We start from the raw sequence: 21,173 nt of genomic DNA, 5'->3' as shown, positions 1-21,173 counted from the left end.
GCCCACGATCGCCCGCGCTGAGATCGTCCGCATATGCAAAGGAGCATCCCGTGATCGAATCCTCCTTCCGAGTAACCGCGGCGCACGAGTGAGCGGAGCACTTGAAGGCATCAAGATCGTCGAGATCTCAGGTCTGGGCCCCGCCCCCTTCGCCGGAATGATGCTCGCCGATGCCGGGGCCGACGTCTTGCTCATAGACCGGGCAGACAAGGCGACGTATCCGCCCCGAGAAGACGCTCATCCCGACATGCTCAATAGGGGGCGCCGTTCCGTTGCGATCGATCTCAAGACGCCCGAAGGCGTCGAGTTGGCACTCGACGTGATCAGCCGCGCAGACGGCGTGATGGAGGGCTTCCGGCCCGGTGTCGTCGAACGGCTCGGTCTCGGGCCGGCAGAATGTCTCGCTCGAAACCCGAAGCTTGTCTACGGGCGCATGACCGGCTGGGGCCAAGACGGACCGTTGGCCGAGTTCGGGGGCCACGACATCGATTACATCGCGGTAGCCGGGGCCCTCGAACCGATCGGCAGAGCAGGGCAGGCGCCCACTCCCCCGCTCAACCTCGTCGGAGACTTCGGCGGTGGTGGAATGCTGCTCGCGTTCGGCATGCTGGCCGCCATCATCAGCGCTCAGCGAACCGGCCGAGGTCAAGTCGTCGACGCCGCGATGGTCGACGGATCCGCGATTCTCATGACCATGATGCACAGCATCAAGAACATGGGCATGTGGCGGGGGCCGCGAGGAACTAACATCCTTGACACCGGAGCGCACTTCTACGAGGTCTATGAGACCGCCGACGGCCGATACATGGCAGTCGGAGCCGTTGAGCCCAAGTTCTACTCCAACCTGCTTGCGGTGTTACGCCTCGACGAGGCGACACTGCCGAAACAGATGGATGGCCGGGCGTGGCCCGAGATGAAGAAGCTGTTCGCCTCGACGTTCCTGAGCAAGACGCGCGACGAATGGACGCAACTTTTCGCCGAGGCCGATGCCTGCGTGGTTCCCGTGCTGTCGATGGCCGAGGCGCCGCAGAACGCGCACATCGTGCATCGACAGACTTTCACCGAAGTGTCTGGCGTCGTGCAGCCCTCGCCGGCGCCTCGATTCAGCGCCACTCCGAGCTCGATTCGCAGGCCACCGCCCAACCCCGGCCAGCACGGCGACGAGGCACTCGCCGAGTGGGGATTCACGCAGCCCGAAATCGCTGAACTTCGCCGTTCTGGAGCGATCCGGTAACAAAGCGCACCCGACCTAGCTCTACATCACCGCCACATTCAAAGAGGAATAAGCAGATATGTACCCTGGAAAAGACGCACTGGAATTTGCCGACCGACCTGCCATCATCATGGCGAAAAGCGGGCGGACCGTCACGTACGGCGAGTATGAAGCGAACTCGAACCGGCTCGCCCACCTGTTCGAGCAATCGGGCCTGGAATACGCCGACCATGTCGCGTACTTCATGGAGAACAATGCCCGACTTTTCGAATGCGAAGGTGCCGCCGAACGCAGCGGTCTCTATTACACGCTGGTCAATTCGTTTCTGTCGCCCGACGAGGCCGCCTTCATCATCAACGACTGTCTCGCAAAGGTCGTGATCACGTCGGCAGCCAAGCTCGAGGTGGCTGTGCAGCTTCCGGCGCTCTGCCCCGCTGTGGAGCGTTGGCTCATCGTCGACGCGGTGAACGACGTTCCCGGGTTCGAACGCTACGAAGAAGCCATCGAACCGTTCCCGACAACGCCGATCGAGCACGAGCGCATGGGGCAGGCGATGTTGTATTCGTCGGGTACAACAGGCCGCCCGAAGGGCATATACCGCGGCTTGGTCGACGCCGGGCCTGGCGACGACCAGAAGACCGCACTCAGCTTCGCGGTCGACCGCTGGGGGTTTCGCGAGGGCATGGTGTACCTGAACCCTGCGCCTCTGTACCACTCGTCGCCGCAATCGAGCGTCGCCGCCGCCATTCGGCTGGGCGCGACATCGGTCATCATGGAGAAGTTCGACGCGGCGTTCTTTCTCGAGTTGATCGAGAAATACCACGTCACTCACTCGCAGGTCGTACCGACCATGTTCACCCGCCTTCTGAAGTTGCCGGACGAGGTGCGCACCGCGGCAGATGTGTCGTCGCTCGAGTTCGTCATCCACGCCGCAGCGCCGTGCCCCGTGCCCGTGAAATACGCGATGATCGAATGGCTCGGCCCCATCATCGTGGAATACGCGGGAACCACGGAGGGCATGGGCATGTACACGTGCAACAGCGAGGAGTGGCTCGCTCATCCAGGCACCGTCGGCAGGCCGCTCTTCGGCGATCCGGTGATTCTCGACGAAGAAGGAAACGCACTGCCGCCGGGAACGCCCGGGGTCATCTGGTACCCCGGCGCCGACTTCGAGTACTTCGGCGATCCGGAGAAGACCGCCGCAGCGTACGACCCGACCGGGCAGATGGCCACCGCGGGCGACATCGGGTACTTCGACGCCGACGGATACATGTACTTCACCGACAGACAGAGCTTCATGATCATCTCGGGCGGCGTCAACATCTACCCCCAAGAGATTGAGAACCTGTTGATCACCCATCCGAAAGTCATGGATGCCGCGGTGATCGGCGTGCCTAACGACGACTTCGGCGAAGAGGTCAAGGCGGTGATCGAGGTCGTCCCCGGAGTCGAAGCGGGCCCTGAGCTGGAAAAGGAACTGATCGCCTTCTGCGCCCAGAAGCTCGCCCGATTCAAGCTCCCTCGCAGCGTCGACTTCGTCGACGAGCTTCCTCGGCTTGCGACCGGCAAACTGTACAAACGACTGCTTCGCGACGCCTATTGGGCGGATCGCCCGAACGCGCTCGCCTAGTGAGTTCGGTTCGGAACCGTCGACGCACTCTGAAGAGAAAGATCCCCACGTGCACGAATCCATAGCCCGAAAAGAGACATCGAATGGTTGAACTCGGCCCCCTCACACCCGACCTCGCAGACAGCACCAGTGCCCGACTGGCCGCGACGATTCGGCAATTGATCGGTCTCGCTAATTCAGGCAGGTTCTCAGACGAAGGGGCTCGCAGTGCCCTGACCCAGCTCGAACAGACGATCGCAGATCTCGCCGGGAGCGCCGAATCCGAACGCGTCGCAATGTCGCCGCTTCGCTATTTCGCGTCGAATCCCGTCTCAGGCGCGTTCAATCCGCTTGCCCCACCTGTTCTGATGGAGGTGGTCGACGGCCCCGAGGGTGGCCCTCGCGAGATTCGCGGAACCGTGAATTTCGCGCAGGAATACGAGGGGCCGCCCCGCTTGGTGCATGGCGGGTACGTAGCCGCTGCGCTCGACGACTCGCTCGGCATGGCCAACTTCGTGGCAGATATGGGTGCGCTTACGGGCACCCTCACTATTCGATACCGCAAGCCGACTCCCCTGCGAACAAACCTGCGCATCGAGGCTCGCTGCCTGGGCCGCGACGGACGCAAGATCAGCGCGTGGGCGGGTCTATATCTCGATGACCTCCTGCTTGCCGAAGCCGACGGGCTCTTCATCGAGGTCGGTCAGGCACAGATGGATGCGATGAGCACGCCGGCGAGCTGACCCGAGCCACGCGATCGAACAACGAAGGGGCCTCCCGACATCGTGTCGGGAAGCCCCTTCGTTTTCGTGCGTCTGGTTGCTGGTGTGCTTCTTGCCTCACACCCCAGGGATGGTGAGCAAGCCGGAACGAAGCGCAGAGATGACTCCGCCGTCGACGAGAATATCTGTGCCGGTGATGAAACTGGATCGCGGGTCGAGCAAGAACTCCGTCGCGTTCGCAATGTCTTCAGGAGTACCGAGTCGCTTCGTCGCCGAGGCCTCGAGCATCGCCCGCATGCCTGCGCCGCCGGCGCCTGCCAGTTCGAGCTGTCCCATCGGCGTCGAGATGATGCCGGGGCTGATCGAGTTGATTCGCGCACCCCGCTCGCCCCACGTCGCGGCCGCAGCCGTTACCCGCAGCTGGTTCGCTCGCTTCGCGATGGAGTAGGCCGCGCCGGCGTTCGTCAGAACGTCTGCAGCGAGGAACGGCAGATTCAGCAGTTCATCTGTCGGAGTCGCGGCAAGCGCCTGCTGCACCTCGACCGGATAGTTGCCCATGTGACCGCCCATGCTGGAGATCACGACACCAGCGCCACCTTCGGCAATGACGTGCTGGAATTCGTCGAGCACAATTGCGACGCCGACCAGATCGACGGCGAGAATCGCAGCAACGGGAGCCTGCTCCGGTGAGAGCCCAGCGGTGTGGGCGACGCCCGTGACCGGCCCGAGGCCGGCCGCGACCTCAGCGAGTGCGGCTACCGACTCGCGGTCGCTGACATTCACCGTCTGTGCGATGGCATCGTAACCGTCGCCGCGCATCGATTCCGTGAGTCGCTGCAGCGGAGCCTCGGCGAAATCGGCGAGAACGAGCGTTTTTCCGAAGCCGAGCCGGCGGGCGATAGCAGCGCCCATCCCGCCCGCTCCGATGACAACGAGAACTGGTTTAGACATGGTGTTCCTCCTGAAAACCCGCGCGCAGTGCGCCGCGGTCTATCTTCGAGCCGGCGATGTACACGTCGGCGATCCTCTTGGTGTTCGAAATATCGTCGAGCGGATTCGCCTCGAGCACGATGAAGTCGGCGCGCTTACCGACCTCGAGCGACCCGCGGTCGTCGAGGCCGAGCATCTGCGCGGGCAGAAGAGTTGCAGACACGATTGCGTCGGCCGCTGGCATGCCCGCGAGCACCATGGCTTCGAGCTCGCGGTGCTCGGCGAATCCCGGAAATTGCGAGATGACTCCGGTGTCACCCGAGAGCAGAACTCGCACTCCAGCGTTGTGGTACTGCAGCAGACCCGCCTCGAGCACACGGTAACCCGAGGTCATCATGGTTGCGATCTCTGGCGACGCCTGGCCGATCATGGCTTTGAAGCTCTGGCGTGTTGCCGCATCCACTGTCTCGGCGAGGGCAGCATCATCCAGCCAGCCGTCACCGTCGACCATCATCTTCTGAATGCTCATCGACGTGAAAACGAACGAGTCATTCGCGGTCATCAGCGCGAGCAATTCCTCATCCGGGCCGGGAGCGCGCACCATGTGAGCCGTTCCGTCGACGCCGGCGCGCACGACGCCCTTGGCATCGTCGAGCTCGTAGATGTGGGCGATGACCTTCTTGCCCAGCAGATGGGCTTCATCGATGATCGCGGCGTAGACATCGGGGGTCATCTTGACCTTCGTGCCGTTGCGATCGTCGACCCAGAACTTTATGACGTCGGGGTTCTTCTCGACCAGCAATCGCACGTGCTCGCGACCCTGTTCGGGTGTCGCCGCCTCCAAAATCGCGTCGGGGGCGAAGAAGGCGCCGCCGTTCTCCTGCCCGGGTGTCGGAGCCGCGATTCCCCTGGACGCGCTGAACAGCAACGCGAGTTCGGGATCGTTCAAGGCCCCAGAACGCTGTTCATTCCTGATCGTGAGTTCGATATCGTCACGGTCTGTTCCCAGCGACTGCACGACACTCACGCCGTAGTAGACGAACCTCCGAAGGTGGTCGAGGATGTTCTCGCGGGAGAAGTTCACCGCTTCGGTCGAGGCGCCCTTCAGATAGCCGGCGTGGATGTGCGGGTTGACGATGGTCGGCATGATGGTCGACCCCGTGAGATCCACTCGCTCGACATCGTCGGGAACCGCCAGGTTCGAGACGCTGCCCGAGCCCACGATCAGACCGTTCTTCACGAGCAGAGCGGTGCCTTCGACAGGATCCGAACCATCGCCGACGATGACATTCGCCCCGAAAAACAGGGTGGAAGAGTTCTTCGTCATTTCGCCGAACCCTCCTCGTCGAGCAGGCCGTACTGGCCAGCCTTCACTCGAGCGGCAGGTACGCCCAAGAAGTCGTCGAAGCCGATGATTCCCGGAATGCCACCCAGCTCCTCTTCGAGGCTGACCGTGGAGCCCTCGGTGGCGAGCACGGTGAATGCGCGCTGCAGAGCAGCCCGTGTCACGAGGTGCGAGATGCCGTAGTACAACACGACGTCGATCAGGTTGCCGAGTTCTTCTGCGCTCTGGCCCGGAAAGTCGACACCGAAGATCGGCACGTTGCTCTCTGCCTTGAGGCGCCCTTGCACCGCGGCGTCGGGTATGCCCGCGTAGAACAGTCCGTCTGCCCCCGCCTGCTCGTACGCGAACAGGCGATCGAGAGCGGCCTCGGCACCCTCGGTTCCGGGCGAATCCGTGCGAGCGATGATCATCAGATCTTCGGATTCACGGGCATCCACCGCGGCCTTGATCTTGTCGACGGCCTTGCCGACGGGAATGATGCGCGGGTTCATCACGATGTGCTTGCCGAACTCGTGATCTTCGATGTGAATGGCGGCCGCCCCGGCGCGCTCGAGTATCTTGATGGAGCGGGCGACGTGCAGGGGATTGCCCCAGCCGCCTTCGCCATCAACGATGAGCGGTACGTTCGCGATAGGGGCCAATCGCCGAATCTGGTCGGCCATGTCTTCGACACCGATGTAGCCGATGTCGGGAACGGCATACTTCGTGGCGCCCGTGGCATAGCTGCCGACATAGGCGGCCGAGAAGCCGGTGTCGCGGAGTACTGCCGCCGAGATGCCGTCGTAGATCGACGGTGCGACGAGAGGTTTGTGAAGGGCGATCAGGTCTCTGAGTGGACTCGACATTGAGGGAATTCGCTTTCTCTGTGGTTTGGTTCTGTCTTGACTCTATGACTGCCAATGGCAATAATCCACGACCGATTTGACCACTCTTTATTGCTCATAGAGACGCAATCAAGCGGCGGCTTCGGCGTCGCTCGCCTCCCGAAGCACGAACGCCGAGGGGTCGGGTTTGCGTGACCTCGTCCAGTAATCCTCCGGCAAGAACGGGCTCGGCAAGATGACATAGCCTGCGGGATTGCGGTAATAGGTGTTGGCCTTGTCGTCGTGCATCCAGATCAAGTGCGACATCTTCTCTTCGAGCTCGGCGGTGTGCGCGTCGTACGCCTGTTGCGTGACCTCGATCGACGTCGCCTGGTTCTCGACGGCGAGCTGCAACGCCTCGAAGATGAAATGGTTCACGGTCTCTGCCATGAAGTTGTGCCCCGCGCCGCCATTGGCAACACCGGTGTGCGGGCCGTCGTTGACGAACAGGTTCGGAAAGCCGGGAACCATGCCACCGAGATACGCGCGCGGGTGCAGGTAGTCCTCCCACGCTTCTCGGAGCGTGACGCCATCGAGGCCCACGATCTCGACGGGTGCGAGAAAGTCGAGGGTCATGCCCGTCGCCCAGATGATCACATCCAGCTCATGAACGACGCCGTCGGCCGTAAGGATGCCCTCCGGAACGACGCGCGCGAGACCAGAGGTCTCGAGCTGCACGTGCGGTTGCTTGAGCGCCCAGTAGTAGCCGCCGGGGCGGTCGTCGCCCGGGTCGCGTACGGGGCGCTTGCCGCCATACGGAAAGTCGGGAGTGACCTTCTTCGCCAGCTCGGAATCCTCGCCGAACGCCTCGTCGATGTAGCGCAGACAGGCCTGCCGCACCATCTCGTTGATCTCGGAGATAGACGTGTCATGTTCCGACATCCAAGTGAGGTCGACTTCATTCATCAGGTGGCTGATCGAGTTCACCCCAGCGAAGAGCGAGAGCCTCGCCCAGTGCAGGTAGTAGGGCAGGTGACGCCGCAACCACCGCTCACTGTCGCTCACCGCGCCATCGCCCATGGTGTTCTGCGACAACCAGACCGGCTGGCGCTGGAAGACCGTCAGGTCGCCGACCTTCGGCGCAATCGCCGAGATGACCTGTACGCCTGCTGCTCCTACGCCGACGACACCGACCCGTTTGCCCTCGAGCGACACATCGCGCCACTCGGCCGTGTGGATGGACTCGCCTGCGAAGTCTTCACGACCGATCACCTGCGGATAGTTCGGCCGATTCAGGTGGCCGGCGGCGGTGAGCACGGCCGCCGCACGAACTTTTCGACTGGTGTGGTCGACCGTCGAGAAGACGGTGAGCTCCCATACCTGATCTGCCTCGAGCCACTCCATGCGAGTGATCTCCGAGTTGAAATTGATGTGCTTCTCGAGCTCGTATTTCTTTGCGATGTTCTGAAGGTAGGCACTGTACTCCGCTCCGAGCGGATAGTGCCTGCTCCAGTCGGGCGTGACCTCCCACGACAACGAGTAGTAGACACACGGCGTGTCGACTGCGACGCCCGGATACGTCTGGGACCACCACAAACCGCCGATGCCAGAATCCATCGCGAAGATCTCCCATTCGAAGCCACGATCCGTCGCTTTGACGGCGGCGTCGATGCCCGTCATTCCCGCACCGATGATGGCGAGGTTCAGCGTCTTGGGCGGATTCTTCGTCGGCTCGATGCTTCGTGCATCCGGAACGAACCCGGCCTGCTCGAGGTTCATGTCGATCTGGGTCTGCTTGATGGGCTTTCCCACCGCGACCGTGCTCATGCGAGAGAAGTCTTCGCGACTGGGCACCGCCAGATATTCCGGCTGTTCGTGGCTCGTCAGCGTCTCTTCGAGCAACTGCAACAGTTCTTCCCGCACCCCGGCTTCGGCGGGCACCGGCGCAGGCACCACGCCACCCAGGGGAAGGGCGGCCGGCCTGCCCACACGATTCTCATAACGATCGAGCAGCGTCGGATCGGCGGTGACATGCACCGCCACGAGCAGCAGCTGCGCGGTGCTGGCCGATTGTGCATGCTCTCTGAACTCTTCAGCGTCGATCACCGAACGGGCGACGTTGTGGGTGAACTCTGAACGGATGGCGCCTTGAGACATGCTTCTCCTCTTCGTTGAGCGCCTCTGCCCTTCTCATTTCGAGCAGGACGAGGTCTGTGTGATGACTAATATATCTTATTGACTTTCATCAATTACCAGAAGACCGACAGCACACCTCAGTATTTACAGCGCCTATTCACCAATAGATAATATCTGACGAGAAATTCGCCCTGACGTGGTGCGCCCCGGTAACCGAAGGATTCATTGCATACCCGGCGGCAGTTCGCCATACTGCCCACATGGAACTTCGTCACATCAGGCACTTTCTCGCTGTGGCACAGACCTTGAATTTCTCTCGGGCAGCGGAGAATCTCAACATCTCCGCCTCACCGCTCAGTCGCAGCATCCAGCAGTTCGAAAGCGAACTGGGGGGTGCCTTGTTCATTCGCGCGACCAGAAAAGTCGAGTTGACCCCCTTGGGGCTGTCATTGCTTCCGTATGCGTCACGCATACTCGAGAACGTCGACGAGATGCAGCGCGAGGCGCGAAGACGGATACGCGGGCACGTCGAACTGAACGTCGGAATTCGATCGGTTCCTCCGGAACTGACCCGGGCCCTCATCGACGAGGTCATCCACGAGATCGAGCCGACTGCCGACGTGCGCCTCGAGCCCCTCGACTCGTTTGTGCAGATGGACCAGATCGTGAGCGGAAGGCTCGCGTTCGGTCTGGTCAATCGGCGAAGCGAAGACCGTCGTCTCGACTATCTTGCCGTGCTGCGAGAAGAACCGGGAATGGCGCTGCCTGACGAACCCAAGTACTCGCGACTCACCTCTGTCAGCCCGGGCGACCTCGACGGACTTCGTCTGCTGGCCCAACCCGGCGCAGACCCCACCGCCCCTCAGCTCGCTGAGTACCTCCGAAACATCAGGGAGGTCGTGCCGGTGAGTTCCGACATCATCGGCGGAATCCCGGCCATCATCGCCGAGGGAGGATCATGCTGCCTCACCCTCGCGAACCCGAGCGCCCCCTGGCACAAATACCTCGCCGGCGACGGTGTCGTCATTCGGCCGCTCCACTCGGCGGCGGAGCACGCGATCACCTACCTCTGCTGGCGGGTGAATCGCGATCGAGACAGCGATCTCGGCCCGATCCTCGAGCTCGCGCGCAAGCGCTTCGTCACGCCGCTCGATCTCTAGCCGCCCACGCCGTAGACGATGAGTGACTACGGCGCGTCGAGCAGCTGCTGCAAGGAGCCTCCGTACAGGGCGACGATGCTCGAGGTGCTTGCACGGGCCAAACGCGGATCTTCGTGCACCCACAGTGCACTCATCAGCCCTGCCACTTGCGCGCCGAACAGCATTGCCCTCAGCTCTCCGTCGGCCGTATCGAGCCGAGACGCGATAGGCGTAATAAATGCCTGCTGAACACTGTTCTGCAACTGAGCCTTGACCTCTGGCCGGTCTGAAGCGCGGGTCAGCGCCACGAAGACACCGCGGATGGCCGTCGTTCCTGCCTCGCTCAGCAGATACTGCACGAGCCGCACACCGAGGTCGTCGATAGGGCCGGCCATGATGTCGCCGAACGTCGAGCCGACTGTCATCGTCGCCAGGAACAGAGCCTCTTTCGACCCGAAGTGCCGAATGACAAGGGCCGGGTCTGTTCCTGCCGTCGCCGCAATGTCGCGGATCCCCGTCGCAGCGTACCCGTCTCTCACGAAGAGCTCAGCCGCCGCCTCGCGAATCGCTTTCTTGACGTAGAACGATCTATCGAATGGGGTCTCGTTCGCTTTAGACACTGGGCCTCCTCTCGCGATGAGTGTAATCAATGTTGACAAAAGTGTAATCAACGATGACACTTGATCCAGGCAGCGTCGCCACTTTATCGAAATTCCACGTGAACACTGCCAAAGGATCAGCACATGACACTAACTCCATCCGCCCCGCGCCACGATAAGGTCGATCTCGATCCGGTCGATGAGTCTTTCGCCGAGGCGGTCACGCCGCCCAAATCGTCACCGAAGTGGGTCACCATTGCGAGCGGGCTCATTCTGCCGCTCTTCTTCATCGTGATGTTCACGATCTGCTATGTCAGCGCATTCCACGCCCCTCACCCCGTGAATGCTCCGCTGATCATCGTGGGCCAGCAGGCCCAGACATCGGCGATCGAAGACGGAATTCTGCAGCAGAGCGGTGACGCGTTCACCATCACTACGACAGCCTCGGTCACCGAAGCCGTAGATTCCATCATGAATCGTGATGCCATCGGCGCCATCGAAATCGGGCCCACGGTGACGATCCACATCGCGTCAGGCGCAGGCGGGGTGCAGACCGCGACGGTCGAGCGGGTCGGTCAGCAAATCGCCCAGCAGCTGGGGACCACCGCTACGATCGATGACCTTGCACCGCTCTCGTCGAACGACAGCACCGGCACCGCTTTGTTCTATCTGTTCATCATCTGCACCATCGGCGGATACCTCACCATGACGGTGTTCTATCAGGTCGCGCCGAAAATGAAGCTCCGCAACCGCTACACGCTTCTGGGTGCAACCGCGGTCGCCGTGCCGGCGATCGTCTTCGGTCTCTCGAGCATTTTCGTCGGCAGCTACGGTGTCGGCTTCGGCGCGATCGCCGCAGTGCTCGCCATCGCCGCGGTGTATACCTTCACGGTCGGGGCTATCACGATCGTCGCGAACCAGTTGCTGGGTCAGGCTGCCATCTTCCTCGTGATGACTCTGGTGATCTTTCTCAACTTCCCGAGCTCAGGCGGGGCGATACCGCAGTACTTCCTTCCCGGGTTCTGGCAGGGCGTGCATTCGTTCTGGGTGGGGTCGGCCGCGATGGAACCGATCAGATCGATCATCTACTTCGGTGGCGCTAACGTGTGGCCCTGGCTCTCCCACCTCGGCATCTGGCTGCTCATCACTCTGGGGTTCTCGGCCGTACTCGGTGTGCGCAAGGCGACAGCCGAGCGCACCGCGGAGGCGCTCCCCACCAGCGCCGAAAGCGCTACGTCCGAAGAACATCGGCACGCCGAGGTAGTGGGTGCAGGCAGCTAGTCACTCGTCGAGGCCACAAGGTCGGTCTGATGCAGCTGGATGCCGCGAAGAAGAACTCGCGGGCATCCAGCTGCGTCGCAGTGCTATCGATGCCCGCCGTCGAAGGTGCTCAACGGCCGAGCGCCTTTCGGGCCTCTTCAGAAAGCGGCGCCACTCCCAAGGAGGCCGGCCCCACTGTGAAGAAGGCGCGAGCGCCCTTGTCGAAGTCCGACTGGGCGTCTAGGTAGCCGTTCATGCCGACGGGCAGACCGAACTCCTTGCCCGCGGCCAGGATGGCGTCGATTCCGGCATCGGTGCGGGGAGCATCGCCGCCGTAAACCGGCTCGCCGTAAGAGAGCGCGAGATCGCCACCGCCGGCCCAGAGAATCGCCTTGACACCGGCGTCAGTCAGAGCCTTCGCGATTTCGCGCACGTTCTCGACCCCGCGGTAGCTCTCGATGATGAAGATGAGAAGCAGGTTGCCGTCGGGGTCAAGACCCCAGATATCGCTCTTCAATTCGTACTCGAATTGGTTCAGGCCCCAGTAGCGGGCGGGTACGGCGGGGCTGTAGCCGCGCTTACCCTCCGGCTCGAAGTCCGCGGCATCCGGTCGCTGGGCGTAGCGGGCCGCAGCCACAGCGTGCAGGGCCTCTTCTGCGGTTTCGATGTGCGGGAACATGAGCCCCGCGACACCGGTGTCGAGCACCTGCTTGATGACCCACTGATTGAGCTCACGCCCAGCAGCCGGGAGCCTCGGGATGACCGGCTTGATCGCTCGGCGACCGTTCGCTTCGATGGTCGCAGGGTCGAGCAGATCTTGAAGGAACCCTCGCAGCTGATCGAGGTTGTAGGGCTGGTGTTCGAGGTCGTAAAGAATGAAGTCGTAATTCGGATTCGCCTGAATGGCGGTTGCGGCTTGATAGTCGGTTCCCACCCCGTAATAGTTCACCCACAAGCAGAAGATGGGTTTGTCGTCTTCGAGAAGATCGATGAGTGGATTCACGCGCGCGGGCGATGCCATAGGTACTCCTTTGTATATTCACTCTCGACCATTCCAGGAATCGCGCGTGAGCAAATCGGCGCTCTGACGTACCCCGTGCGCGACAATTGTCGCGATTCTCGTCAGGGTTTGCGCGAACGTTCTAAGAACCGCTGGGCGACGGCCCATTCAGACTCGTACTCAGCCGGCACGGCGACAGCCAGGCGCCCTCCGCCGCTATCGAACTTTGCCGTGACGGTTCCGCCCCGCTGTTCGACCAGCCTGCGCACAAGGCTCAAACCGACCCCTGTGGACTGCGGGGAGCTGCGCAAGCCGTCGCCGCGGTCGACGATCGTCAGCCGGAGCAAGCCCGTGTCTCGCTCCAGCCGCACCCGAAGCGCGATCTCTGAGGGCGCGCCATGCTTCACCGCATTCCGCAGGCCCTCCGCGATGATTCGAATGATGTCATCACCGAATCGGGAGCTGAGACCGCTCCATTCGACATCCATCTCGACCTCGACGGTCGCAGACGATCGAGTTCTCGCCTCGTGAACGAGCACACCCACTCGAGCGGTGATGTCTGCGCCCGTCTCGGTGACGTGGGCATCGTCGATAACGGCTCGAACGTCGGTGAGCAATTGCTCCGACATCGCATCGAGGTTCACCAGTTGGGCACGAGTCGGCTCGTCGGCCACGGCGTTGACCCTGGCGACTTCGAGCGAGAGAACGAACGCGTCTTGAGCGACGGTGGCATGCAGATTCTCATGGATGCGCGACCGTTCTTCGTTGGCCCCGAGTGCACGAGAACGGCGAATCGCCTCCGAGTACCTCATCGCGAGCATCATGCGGTCGGCGAGCAGGCAGAACTCCATCAGTCTCGACGCCGTCAGCTGCTCGCCGGGCTGATGGATCGCCGACAGCACACCGACCGGTCGGTGATCGATACGCAAGGGAATCGCGATGAAGGTTCCGCCCCGCGAATTGACGCCGAACAAGTCGCTCACCGGGGCGAACCGCTTGTCGCTGCGCGCCACCTCGAACCAGTTCGGGTCGAGAATCACACGATTTTCTTGAAATGCCTGCCAAATCACCATCGGCGCCCCATTTCGACGAGCGCGCTCCATTGCAGCCAGTGCTTCGTGTGAGGCGACAAGGCCGCCGGCGAACGTGGGGCTGCCATCACGGTCGATCAGCACGAGCGTCGGCGCCACCAAGCTCGTCGCGCGCGCGTAGTCGGAGCACATCATGCGAACCGCCGCATCAAGACCGGTGGTCTGGGTGACGGCGATGAGGTTCGCCGAGTCCGCCCGATCGAGATCGTCGGCACTGAGCTCGGTCGCGACATCCACGTACTCCGACAACACGAACCCGTCGACGCACGGGCGGATCTCGACCGCCGTTCGGGAATCGATGTCGATCGCCCAGCCGGTGCGGCCTGCATCCGGTACTTTCACGGTGCTACCCCGGCCTCTCACGAGGTCGAAGGCACGAGGGTCGCCCCCGATCAACCGGCCCTCGCGATCGACGCACGCCTCGGCGCCCGGCGTGCTGAAGCGATTATGCGGGCGGTCGGCCATACGGCTATTGTGCATCAGAACGCCTGACGGCGTTGAGCGCAGAGACCGAGGTTGCCATGCCGCATATCCGCGTCTACCTGGTGGACGACCATGAGATCGTTCGGCGCGGGCTGAGCGCGTTTCTCGACACCGCGGCCGACGTGGCTATCGTCGGCGAGACGGGCGACGGGCACGTCGCGATTCGCGACCTGATCTCTCTCGACGAGAGCAACGGCGTCGACGTTCTGCTGACCGATCTCATGATGCCCGCATTGAGCGGATTCGACTTGCTTCAGCAGGTGAAATCGCTCTCGCATCCGCCACGCGTCATCGTTCTCAGCGCATACGGAGACTCGGAGCGAGTGCGCCGCGCCTTCGACCTCGACGCCGCCGGGTACGTCAAGAAATCCGCTCGCCCCGACAGCATTCTCGAAGCGATCCGCGCGGCCGCAAACGGTCGACAGTACGTCGATCCCGAACTCGCCGTTCAGCTCGCGCAAGGCAGCCTCGACCCCGACGTGCCGTCGTTGACTCCGCGCGAACGCGAGGTCGTGACCCTCGTGGCGCAAGGCATGTCGAACCTCGACATCGCCCACGAGCTGTTCATCAGCGAACGCACGGCGCGAACCCACGTGAGCCATGTTCTCGGCAAACTGGGATTCGAGTCTCGCATCCAGCTGGCCCTCTGGGCCCTCGATGGCGGGCGCGGTAACGACCAGGCCTGAGCCTCGCCGACAACACCTGAACCGAGACATTCGTCTCGTGAGGTTCGCGACGTCTGACAGTCGAGAATCTCTCCGGATCCACGACAGCATTGCAACAACGAGGTCCGAGCTGCGTGCTGCTCGCGCCGTCGAAAATCCGCCAGAAGGGCAAGGAGGCCCCCATGACCGCTGCCGCTCCAACGACAGACAACCATAATCAAGCACTCCGCATCGGAGCCCGGATCGATCGTCTCTCGCATCTCACAAAGTCTCATCGCGCGATTGCGGTGATTCTCGCCGCCCTCTTCGCCTTCGACGTCATCGATCTCTCGGCGTACTCGCTCGTCGCGTCGAGCATCCGGGCAGCCTGGGGTCTCAGCCTCGAGTCGCTCGGCGTTCTCACGTCGATGGTCTATGTGGGCATGTTCGTCGGCGCGATCGTGGGAGGCCGCCTCGCCGATCGCTTCGGCCGAAAGACCGTCATCCTCGTCGCCGTTGCGACGTTCTCGCTCGGCTCGCTCGGCTCGGCAATCGCCCCCAACTTCGAGGTGCTCGCCATCACTCGAGTACTGACTGGCGTCGGGATCGCCGCCACAAGCGCGATTCTCTACGTTCTGGTGAACGAGCTCTTTCCGAAGTCGTTCCGTGGGCGCATGATGGCGACCGTACTGACGGTCGGCACGATCGGCGCTCCGCTCATCGTGGGCTTCTCACTCGTGGTGGTGCCAGCCGGAATGTGGCATCTGGTGTTCGTGGCCGGTGGGCTGGGCATCATCGTGGCAGCGATCGCGATAAAGGTCTTGCCGGAGTCGCCACGATGGCTGGCCTCTCGGGGCCGCAGCGACGAAGCTGAACGCCTCGTGGCGAAGTTCGAACGGCAGTTTCAGGCCGCCCACCCCCAGGTGACGCTGCCGGAACCGATCGTAGAAGAGGTCAAGACAGCAACCAAATCGTCACTATGGGCGATCTTCAAGCCGCGATTCATTCGTCGCACGCTCATCGCAACCGGTCTCTTCTTTCTTATGCTTTCGCTTCAGGCGGGAGTCGGCCAGTGGCTGCCCACGATCCTGATCGAGCGTGGCTACCCTGCGGCGAGTGCGCTCGGCATCACGTTCATTCTCACGTTCGCGGGAATAGCGGGAGGCGTCATCGGGCTGTTCATCATCGACCGATTCGAACGCAAGTGGCTCCTCGTGGGCTGCGCAATTGTCGTCGCCGTCACATTCGCCGCTATGGGATACATCGATTCCGTCGTCGTCATCATTCTCGCGGGCATCGTCAATTCTCTCGCTACGGCGGTCATCGCCAGCGGTGTCGCCACCTACGCCACCGAGATCTTCCCCACGGAGATCCGCGCCGTGGGAACAGGATTCTCCAATGGATTCGCCCGGCTCGGCGGCATCATCAACTCACTCTTGATCGGCGTGATCTTCACGGCGTTCGCGGTCGAGGGCGTGTTCACGTGGTTCATTCTGCTCGTCGTACTGTTCGGCATCATCGCAGCCCTCGGCCCGCGCGTCGGCGTGGTCGCAGCACGACGAGCGCGCATCGCCGAGCTTGCGGGGGAACGTTCGCAGCCCATGCCCGATTCGCTCGTAGCCGAGTAGGCCGATTTCGCGAATCGGGTGTTATCCCGCCACCTCCGCCGCGGGCACGACAATGGCGACACCCTGCGCCTCGAGCGCATGCTTCGTGCCTTCGGCCCCTCCGGCCCCTCCGGCCCCTCCGGGAGAGAGGATGTCCGTTCCGCTGAGAGAGAGCTCAACGGGCGACCATCCGTGGTTGAGAGCGAAGACCAACTCACCTCGGCGCACCGCTTCGAGGCCGGGTACGGGATCCAACACACCGTCGACGCCCGCCGTTTCAAGCAGCGCACCCACGATGGACTCGATGACAGCCGCAGAGGGCCAGGTACCGACGTACCAGGCAGTTCCCTCGGCGGTCTGTCGTCGAGTGATCGCGGGCCAGCCGGCCAGATCGTCGACGAACGAGGCCAGTATCTGAGCGTCATCGGCGTGAAGGTATTCGCGCCAGACCGCGACGGATCCTGAGATCTCTCCTTCGATGACCGACTCGACCGGTGCATTCGGATCGGCGCTTGCGAGAGGCGCGAACTCTTCGACCGTGATGCCGAGCGTCTTCTGCAACGACCCCAGGTAGCCGCCTTCGGTGATGTGCAGGTTCTCGTCGGTTATTCCGGACTGGAAGGTGACGAGAAGGTTGCCGCCGTGCTCGGCATAGTCTGACAAGACCGCGAGATCGCTCGTGCTCGCTGCGAAAAGCGCGGGCACCAGCACGGCCTTGTACCCGTCAACGGATGCGCCGGGCTTCACGAAGTCGACAGCGACGTTTCTGCGCAGAAGCTCGCGGTACCACGAGAACACGTGCTTCACATAGTCGATATCGGCGGGCGTTGCCTCTTGTTCCAGCGACCACCAGCTGGCCCAGTCGAAGACGATTGCGACGTGTGCCGTAAGGCGACTGCCGAGTACCTCGCCGAGACCGGCGAGTTCGGCTCCGAGCTCCTCCACCTCTCGAAAGACTCTCGTTTGCGGGCCCGCGTGCGGCAGCAGTGCCGAGTGGAACTTCTCGGCACCGGCAACCGACTGTCTCCACTGAAAGAACAGAATCCCGTCTGCTCCGCGCGCCACGGCCTGATACGACCCCGCACGCATGTGATGCGGCCTCTTGGGCGCGTTGCTCGTTCGCCAGTTGACGGCACTGGTCGCCTGTTCCATCAGAATCCACGGAGCACCTCCGCCGAGCGATCGCATGAGGTCGCACACCATGGCGGCCGTCTGCGACGATTCCGGGTCGGCAGGGTCGGGATAGTTGTCGTTGCTGACGATGTCGACGTGGGGCGCCCATTCCCAGTAGTCCGCACCCTTGAAGAACCCCATGAAGTTGGTTGTCACGGGAATCTGCGGCGTCAATTCTCGCAGAATCCGCTTTTCGTCGAGATAACACTCGAGCAGCTGACGCGACGAGAATCGATCGAAGTCGAGCAGTTGTGTGGGGTTGAGGTAGGTGGGTGCCGCGCGCGGCGGGTAGATCTCTTCGAAGTCTGCGTACTGCTGTGACCAGAACCCCGTGCCCCAGGCGAAGTTGAGTGCGCCGATGTCGCCGTATTTCTCCTGCAGCCAGAGCCTGAAGGCGGCCGCTGCCACGTCGGAGTAGTCGTGCGACACATGACAGCCGTACTCGTTGCCGATGTGCCACATCTCGAGCGCAGGATGTTCGCCGTAACGCTCGGCGAGTTGGCGAACAAGCCGCGTCGCGAAGCGCCGGTAGACCGGCGACGAGGGCGAATACTGCTGCCGGGAACCGCCCCCGAGCGTCACTCCCTCTGCGGTGACCGGCAGTACCTCGGGATAGGCGTGCGTGAGCCAGGGCGGCGGAGAAGCGGTGGCCGTAGCCAGATCGACACGAATACCGCCGGCATGCAGCCCATCGAGCACCTCATCGAGCCAGCCGAACTCGAACTCCCCTTCTCGGGGCTCGAGCTTCGCCCACGAAAAGACCCCGACCGTGGCCATCGTGACGCCTGCGCGCTGCATCAGGGTGACGTCTTCGGCCCACACATCTGATGGCCATTGCTCGGGGTTGTAGTCCCCGCCGAACCAGATTGGCATGCTGTCTCTTTCTTCGTGTTGACGAGTGAGTCTCCGGCGTGAGCCGGTCAACTACCTTCGATGCTGATGTACGCCACTTCGGTTGCCGCCTCGGGAAACGTCACGATCACCGACCGTGCGACTTCGCCCGCAAGGATATGGTTCACCGATCCTTGTCGCGCCACCGACCGCGCCACGACAGTGCGGTCGTCTGAGACGTTCACCGTCTCGACCCGGTAGGGCACGTGCTGGTCGCCGACGAAGTCGATGGCGATACCGTGGATATTCCATACCCCTTCGAGATCAACACGCAACCATGAACCGGGGAGTGCGTCGATGCTTATCCATCCCCGCGGGTCGCTGGCATCGGTGACGAGGTTCGCCGGCCGATCGCTTCTTGCCCCGCTGCTGAAAACCGGTCGCTTCTCTGAAAGCACGCGTGACGAGGCATCCGCCCGTAGCCCGATTCGGGTCGGGGGGCCGGTTGCGATGTTTCGAGCTTGACCGCTCCACTTTTCACCGCCGTGCGCGACGACGGTCAGTTCTGCAGCCGGAAGGCCGTCGACACGAGCCCGAAGCCTGTTGATTCCCGCGTAGTAGGAGCGAAACTCCACCGCGCCGCGACCCTCTCGTATTCCGTTGTCGCTCGGCGAAAGCGTGATCGTCGGTCCGGTCGCGAACACTCCCCCGCCTTCGACGACCTCGATCGTGACTGAGCGCTCCTCGGTCACCACGATTCCGTTCCGATCGAGGAATTCGACCCCGATCACGCAGTCTTCTGTGCCGTCGGTCGAGATCTCGCCGCGATCTGTTGTGAGGGCGATCGACACGGCCGTGCCGGGCTCCGGCCACACGGGCGGCTCGATTGCTCGATGTTCGTTTCTGTACCAGTACCACGAGCGCAAGGGGCGTCGATAGTAATCAATGAAGCCCATCGAGCCCATTTCGGGCACGATGCTTCCGTGATGAAAGCCGCACCACAGCACAATGCCCGAGCGCCACTCGTGCGGCACCTCGACCCCGTCGGTGTAGCGGTCTGAGTAGCTTCCTGAACCGGATTCGATGGCACTGCCGTATTCCGAGACGATGTTCGGCCACGGCGGGTTGTGAAACAGCGCGGCGCCGTCACCGTTGTATCCGGCGAGGTCGCCCAGCGCGTCGAAGTCTCGCCGTTGAGCTCCACCGACGGCAGCGGGTCGGCTGGGGTCGATGGCGTGCGCCAGTTCAACGAGCTCTCGTGTCAGGTTCTTGGCTTCGGGGATGACGCTGTCGTCGCTGAAGAACACCTCATTGCCGGTGCTCCAGACAACGACGCTGGGGTGATTACGATTCACCCTGATCATTTCGGCGAGCGCACGCTTGCAGCTCTGCTCGAATTCTTCGCGATCAGCTTCGACGATCGGGTAGGCGCTGGCATTCCAGAAGCCCTCGGCGTTCGCTCCGCCGATGCCCCAGAACGGCAGTTCAGACCAGAACAGCATGCCTTGCCCGTCGCACTCAGTCGCGAAATGTTCGTGATGCGGATAGTGCGAACCCCTGATGAAGTTCATTCCCGCCTGCTTGATCAGAGAAACGTCGCGCGCCATCGCCGTGTGCGTGACGGCGTCACCCCAGCCCGCGTGATCCTGGTGCACATTCGCTCCGTTGATCCACACATGCTCACCGTTCAGAAAAAAGCCGCGATCACTCGTGAATTCAATGGTGCGCACGCCGAACTCGGTCACCGCCGTGTCTACCGCACGGTCGTCGTCTTCGATCGCTTGGTCGAGCTGGTAAAGATACGGGTGATCGGGATGCCACGGCAAGACACCATCGAGTGCCAGGTCTTGATGCACTTTCACCGAGCATCCCGGGCCAACCTCGCAGTCAGAGGCGACCGTTGCGACAACGTTGCCATCCCCATCTGACACGTGCCCGAGGAGCACTCCCCTGAAATGCTCGGCGGTCTCGTTCTCGATCTCAGTCTCGATCGAAAGGCGAGCAGAACCCGAATCGAGCGACACCGTCGTGATCGACGTGCCGTACCACGCGATGTGCACGGGATCGGAGACGATCAGACTCACGTCGCGGTAGATTCCGCCGTTGAAAACGTGCTCCCCGGCCCGCGGCGCAAGCCTCGCATTCCACTCGTTACTGACGCGCACCGCGATCACGTTCTCGCCGGCGATCAGCAGTTCCGTCACATCCACCTCGAATGCGGTGTATCCGCCCAGATGACGGGCGGCGCTCACACCGTTCACGAAGACTTCAGCGTCTTGGAAGACGCCCTGAAACTCCAGCGCTACCCGCTTCTCGAGGTCGGCGTCGCCGATGTGCAACTGTCGGCGGTACATTCCCCAGCCGACATAGAACTCGGTCTGCATGAAGTAGGGAATGCCGAAGGAGTGCGGAATCCCTACGTCGAACCACGCTCCGTCGTCGAACGCCGGCTCGACCGCGTCGGCGGGGCTGCCGTACGTGAACTTCCACGAGCGATTGAGCAGTTCTTTTCGACGAGAGGGTGTTTCGGTCACTGAATTTCCTTGCGTGTTCGTGAGCCTCGTAGAGCAGGCGAGAGGGGTGGGCGG

General features: G+C 62.5%; 16 protein-coding genes. 7 read left to right on the top strand and 9 right to left on the bottom strand.

What is annotated here, in order from left to right:
• Positions 1–88 precede the first annotated feature (88 nt).
• From LQ955_RS17390 to LQ955_RS17380, 3 genes are all read left to right on the top strand, one after another.
• The gene (locus tag LQ955_RS17390; RefSeq protein ID WP_231025737.1) at positions 89–1,234 is read left to right on the top strand and encodes a CaiB/BaiF CoA transferase family protein; all 1,146 of its coding nucleotides are present in this window, start codon (positions 89–91) and stop codon (positions 1,232–1,234) included.
• 58 nt (positions 1,235–1,292) lie between these two features.
• A complete protein-coding gene (locus LQ955_RS17385) occupies positions 1,293–2,843 on the top strand; it encodes an AMP-binding protein (RefSeq protein WP_231025736.1) in 1,551 nt (516 codons plus the stop codon).
• Between the two features lie 83 nt (positions 2,844–2,926).
• Positions 2,927–3,565, top strand: a complete 639-nt coding sequence (locus LQ955_RS17380) for a PaaI family thioesterase (protein WP_231025735.1) — start codon at positions 2,927–2,929, stop codon at positions 3,563–3,565.
• A 96-nt stretch (positions 3,566–3,661) separates the two neighbouring features.
• Here the strand turns inward: LQ955_RS17380 and LQ955_RS17375 are convergent, their stop codons facing one another.
• The 4 genes from LQ955_RS17375 to LQ955_RS17360 all read right to left on the bottom strand — a co-directional run bounded on the left by LQ955_RS17375 (position 3,662) and on the right by LQ955_RS17360 (position 8,779).
• Complete coding sequence (locus tag LQ955_RS17375; protein ID WP_231025734.1) at positions 3,662–4,495, bottom strand: SDR family oxidoreductase; 834 nt, start codon at positions 4,493–4,495, stop codon at positions 3,662–3,664.
• Positions 4,488–5,801, bottom strand: coding sequence for an amidohydrolase family protein (locus tag LQ955_RS17370; protein WP_231025733.1), 1,314 nt, complete (start codon positions 5,799–5,801; stop codon positions 4,488–4,490). Before LQ955_RS17370 ends, LQ955_RS17375 begins: the two co-directional genes overlap by 8 nt.
• Positions 5,798–6,664 (bottom strand): isocitrate lyase/PEP mutase family protein, encoded by an 867-nt coding sequence (locus LQ955_RS17365; RefSeq protein WP_231025732.1) that lies wholly within the window; start codon positions 6,662–6,664, stop codon positions 5,798–5,800. Before LQ955_RS17365 ends, LQ955_RS17370 begins: the two co-directional genes overlap by 4 nt.
• A 108-nt stretch (positions 6,665–6,772) precedes the next feature.
• Positions 6,773–8,779, bottom strand: coding sequence for a flavin-containing monooxygenase (locus LQ955_RS17360; protein WP_231025731.1), 2,007 nt, complete (start codon positions 8,777–8,779; stop codon positions 6,773–6,775).
• 239 nt (positions 8,780–9,018) lie between these two features.
• Between LQ955_RS17360 and LQ955_RS17355 the strand changes: the two genes are divergently transcribed.
• Positions 9,019–9,918, top strand: coding sequence for a LysR family transcriptional regulator (locus LQ955_RS17355; RefSeq protein ID WP_231025730.1), 900 nt, complete (start codon positions 9,019–9,021; stop codon positions 9,916–9,918).
• Positions 9,919–9,944: 26 nt separating this feature from the next.
• Here the strand turns inward: LQ955_RS17355 and LQ955_RS20090 are convergent, their stop codons facing one another.
• Positions 9,945–10,517, bottom strand: a complete 573-nt coding sequence (locus tag LQ955_RS20090; RefSeq protein WP_304961250.1) for a TetR/AcrR family transcriptional regulator — start codon at positions 10,515–10,517, stop codon at positions 9,945–9,947.
• Between the two features lie 123 nt (positions 10,518–10,640).
• Here LQ955_RS20090 and LQ955_RS17340 point away from each other — a divergent pair, with 123 nt between their 5' ends.
• Positions 10,641–11,777, top strand: a complete 1,137-nt coding sequence (locus LQ955_RS17340) for an ABC transporter permease (RefSeq protein ID WP_231025729.1) — start codon at positions 10,641–10,643, stop codon at positions 11,775–11,777.
• A gap of 109 nt (positions 11,778–11,886) precedes the next feature.
• Here the strand turns inward: LQ955_RS17340 and LQ955_RS17335 are convergent, their stop codons facing one another.
• Both LQ955_RS17335 and LQ955_RS17330 read right to left on the bottom strand, forming a co-directional pair.
• A complete protein-coding gene (locus LQ955_RS17335) occupies positions 11,887–12,777 on the bottom strand; it encodes an aldolase/citrate lyase family protein (protein WP_231025728.1) in 891 nt (296 codons plus the stop codon).
• Between the two features lie 101 nt (positions 12,778–12,878).
• Entirely contained in the window at positions 12,879–14,312 is a 1,434-nt protein-coding gene (locus LQ955_RS17330) for a GAF domain-containing sensor histidine kinase (protein WP_231025727.1), read from the bottom strand.
• A gap of 56 nt (positions 14,313–14,368) precedes the next feature.
• Here LQ955_RS17330 and LQ955_RS17325 point away from each other — a divergent pair, with 56 nt between their 5' ends.
• Positions 14,369–15,016 (top strand): response regulator, encoded by a 648-nt coding sequence (locus LQ955_RS17325; protein WP_231025726.1) that lies wholly within the window; start codon positions 14,369–14,371, stop codon positions 15,014–15,016.
• Between the two features lie 161 nt (positions 15,017–15,177).
• Positions 15,178–16,602: an MFS transporter gene (locus LQ955_RS17320; RefSeq protein WP_231025725.1), complete on the top strand. Its 1,425-nt coding sequence runs from the start codon at positions 15,178–15,180 to the stop codon at positions 16,600–16,602.
• A gap of 21 nt (positions 16,603–16,623) precedes the next feature.
• Here LQ955_RS17320 and LQ955_RS17315 read toward each other — a convergent pair whose 3' ends face one another.
• Positions 16,624–18,627: a beta-galactosidase gene (locus LQ955_RS17315; RefSeq protein WP_231025724.1), complete on the bottom strand. Its 2,004-nt coding sequence runs from the start codon at positions 18,625–18,627 to the stop codon at positions 16,624–16,626.
• 47 nt (positions 18,628–18,674) lie between these two features.
• Entirely contained in the window at positions 18,675–21,119 is a 2,445-nt protein-coding gene (locus tag LQ955_RS17310) for a glycoside hydrolase family 2 protein (RefSeq protein WP_231025723.1), read from the bottom strand.
• Positions 21,120–21,173: the final 54 nt, after the last annotated feature.

The sequence above is a fragment of the Subtercola endophyticus genome (assembly GCF_021044565.1).
GTDB classification, from domain to species: Bacteria; Actinomycetota; Actinomycetes; order Actinomycetales; family Microbacteriaceae; genus Subtercola; species Subtercola endophyticus.
Note: the sequence above shows the minus strand (reverse complement) of the source record. Positions and strands in the feature narration are given on the sequence as shown.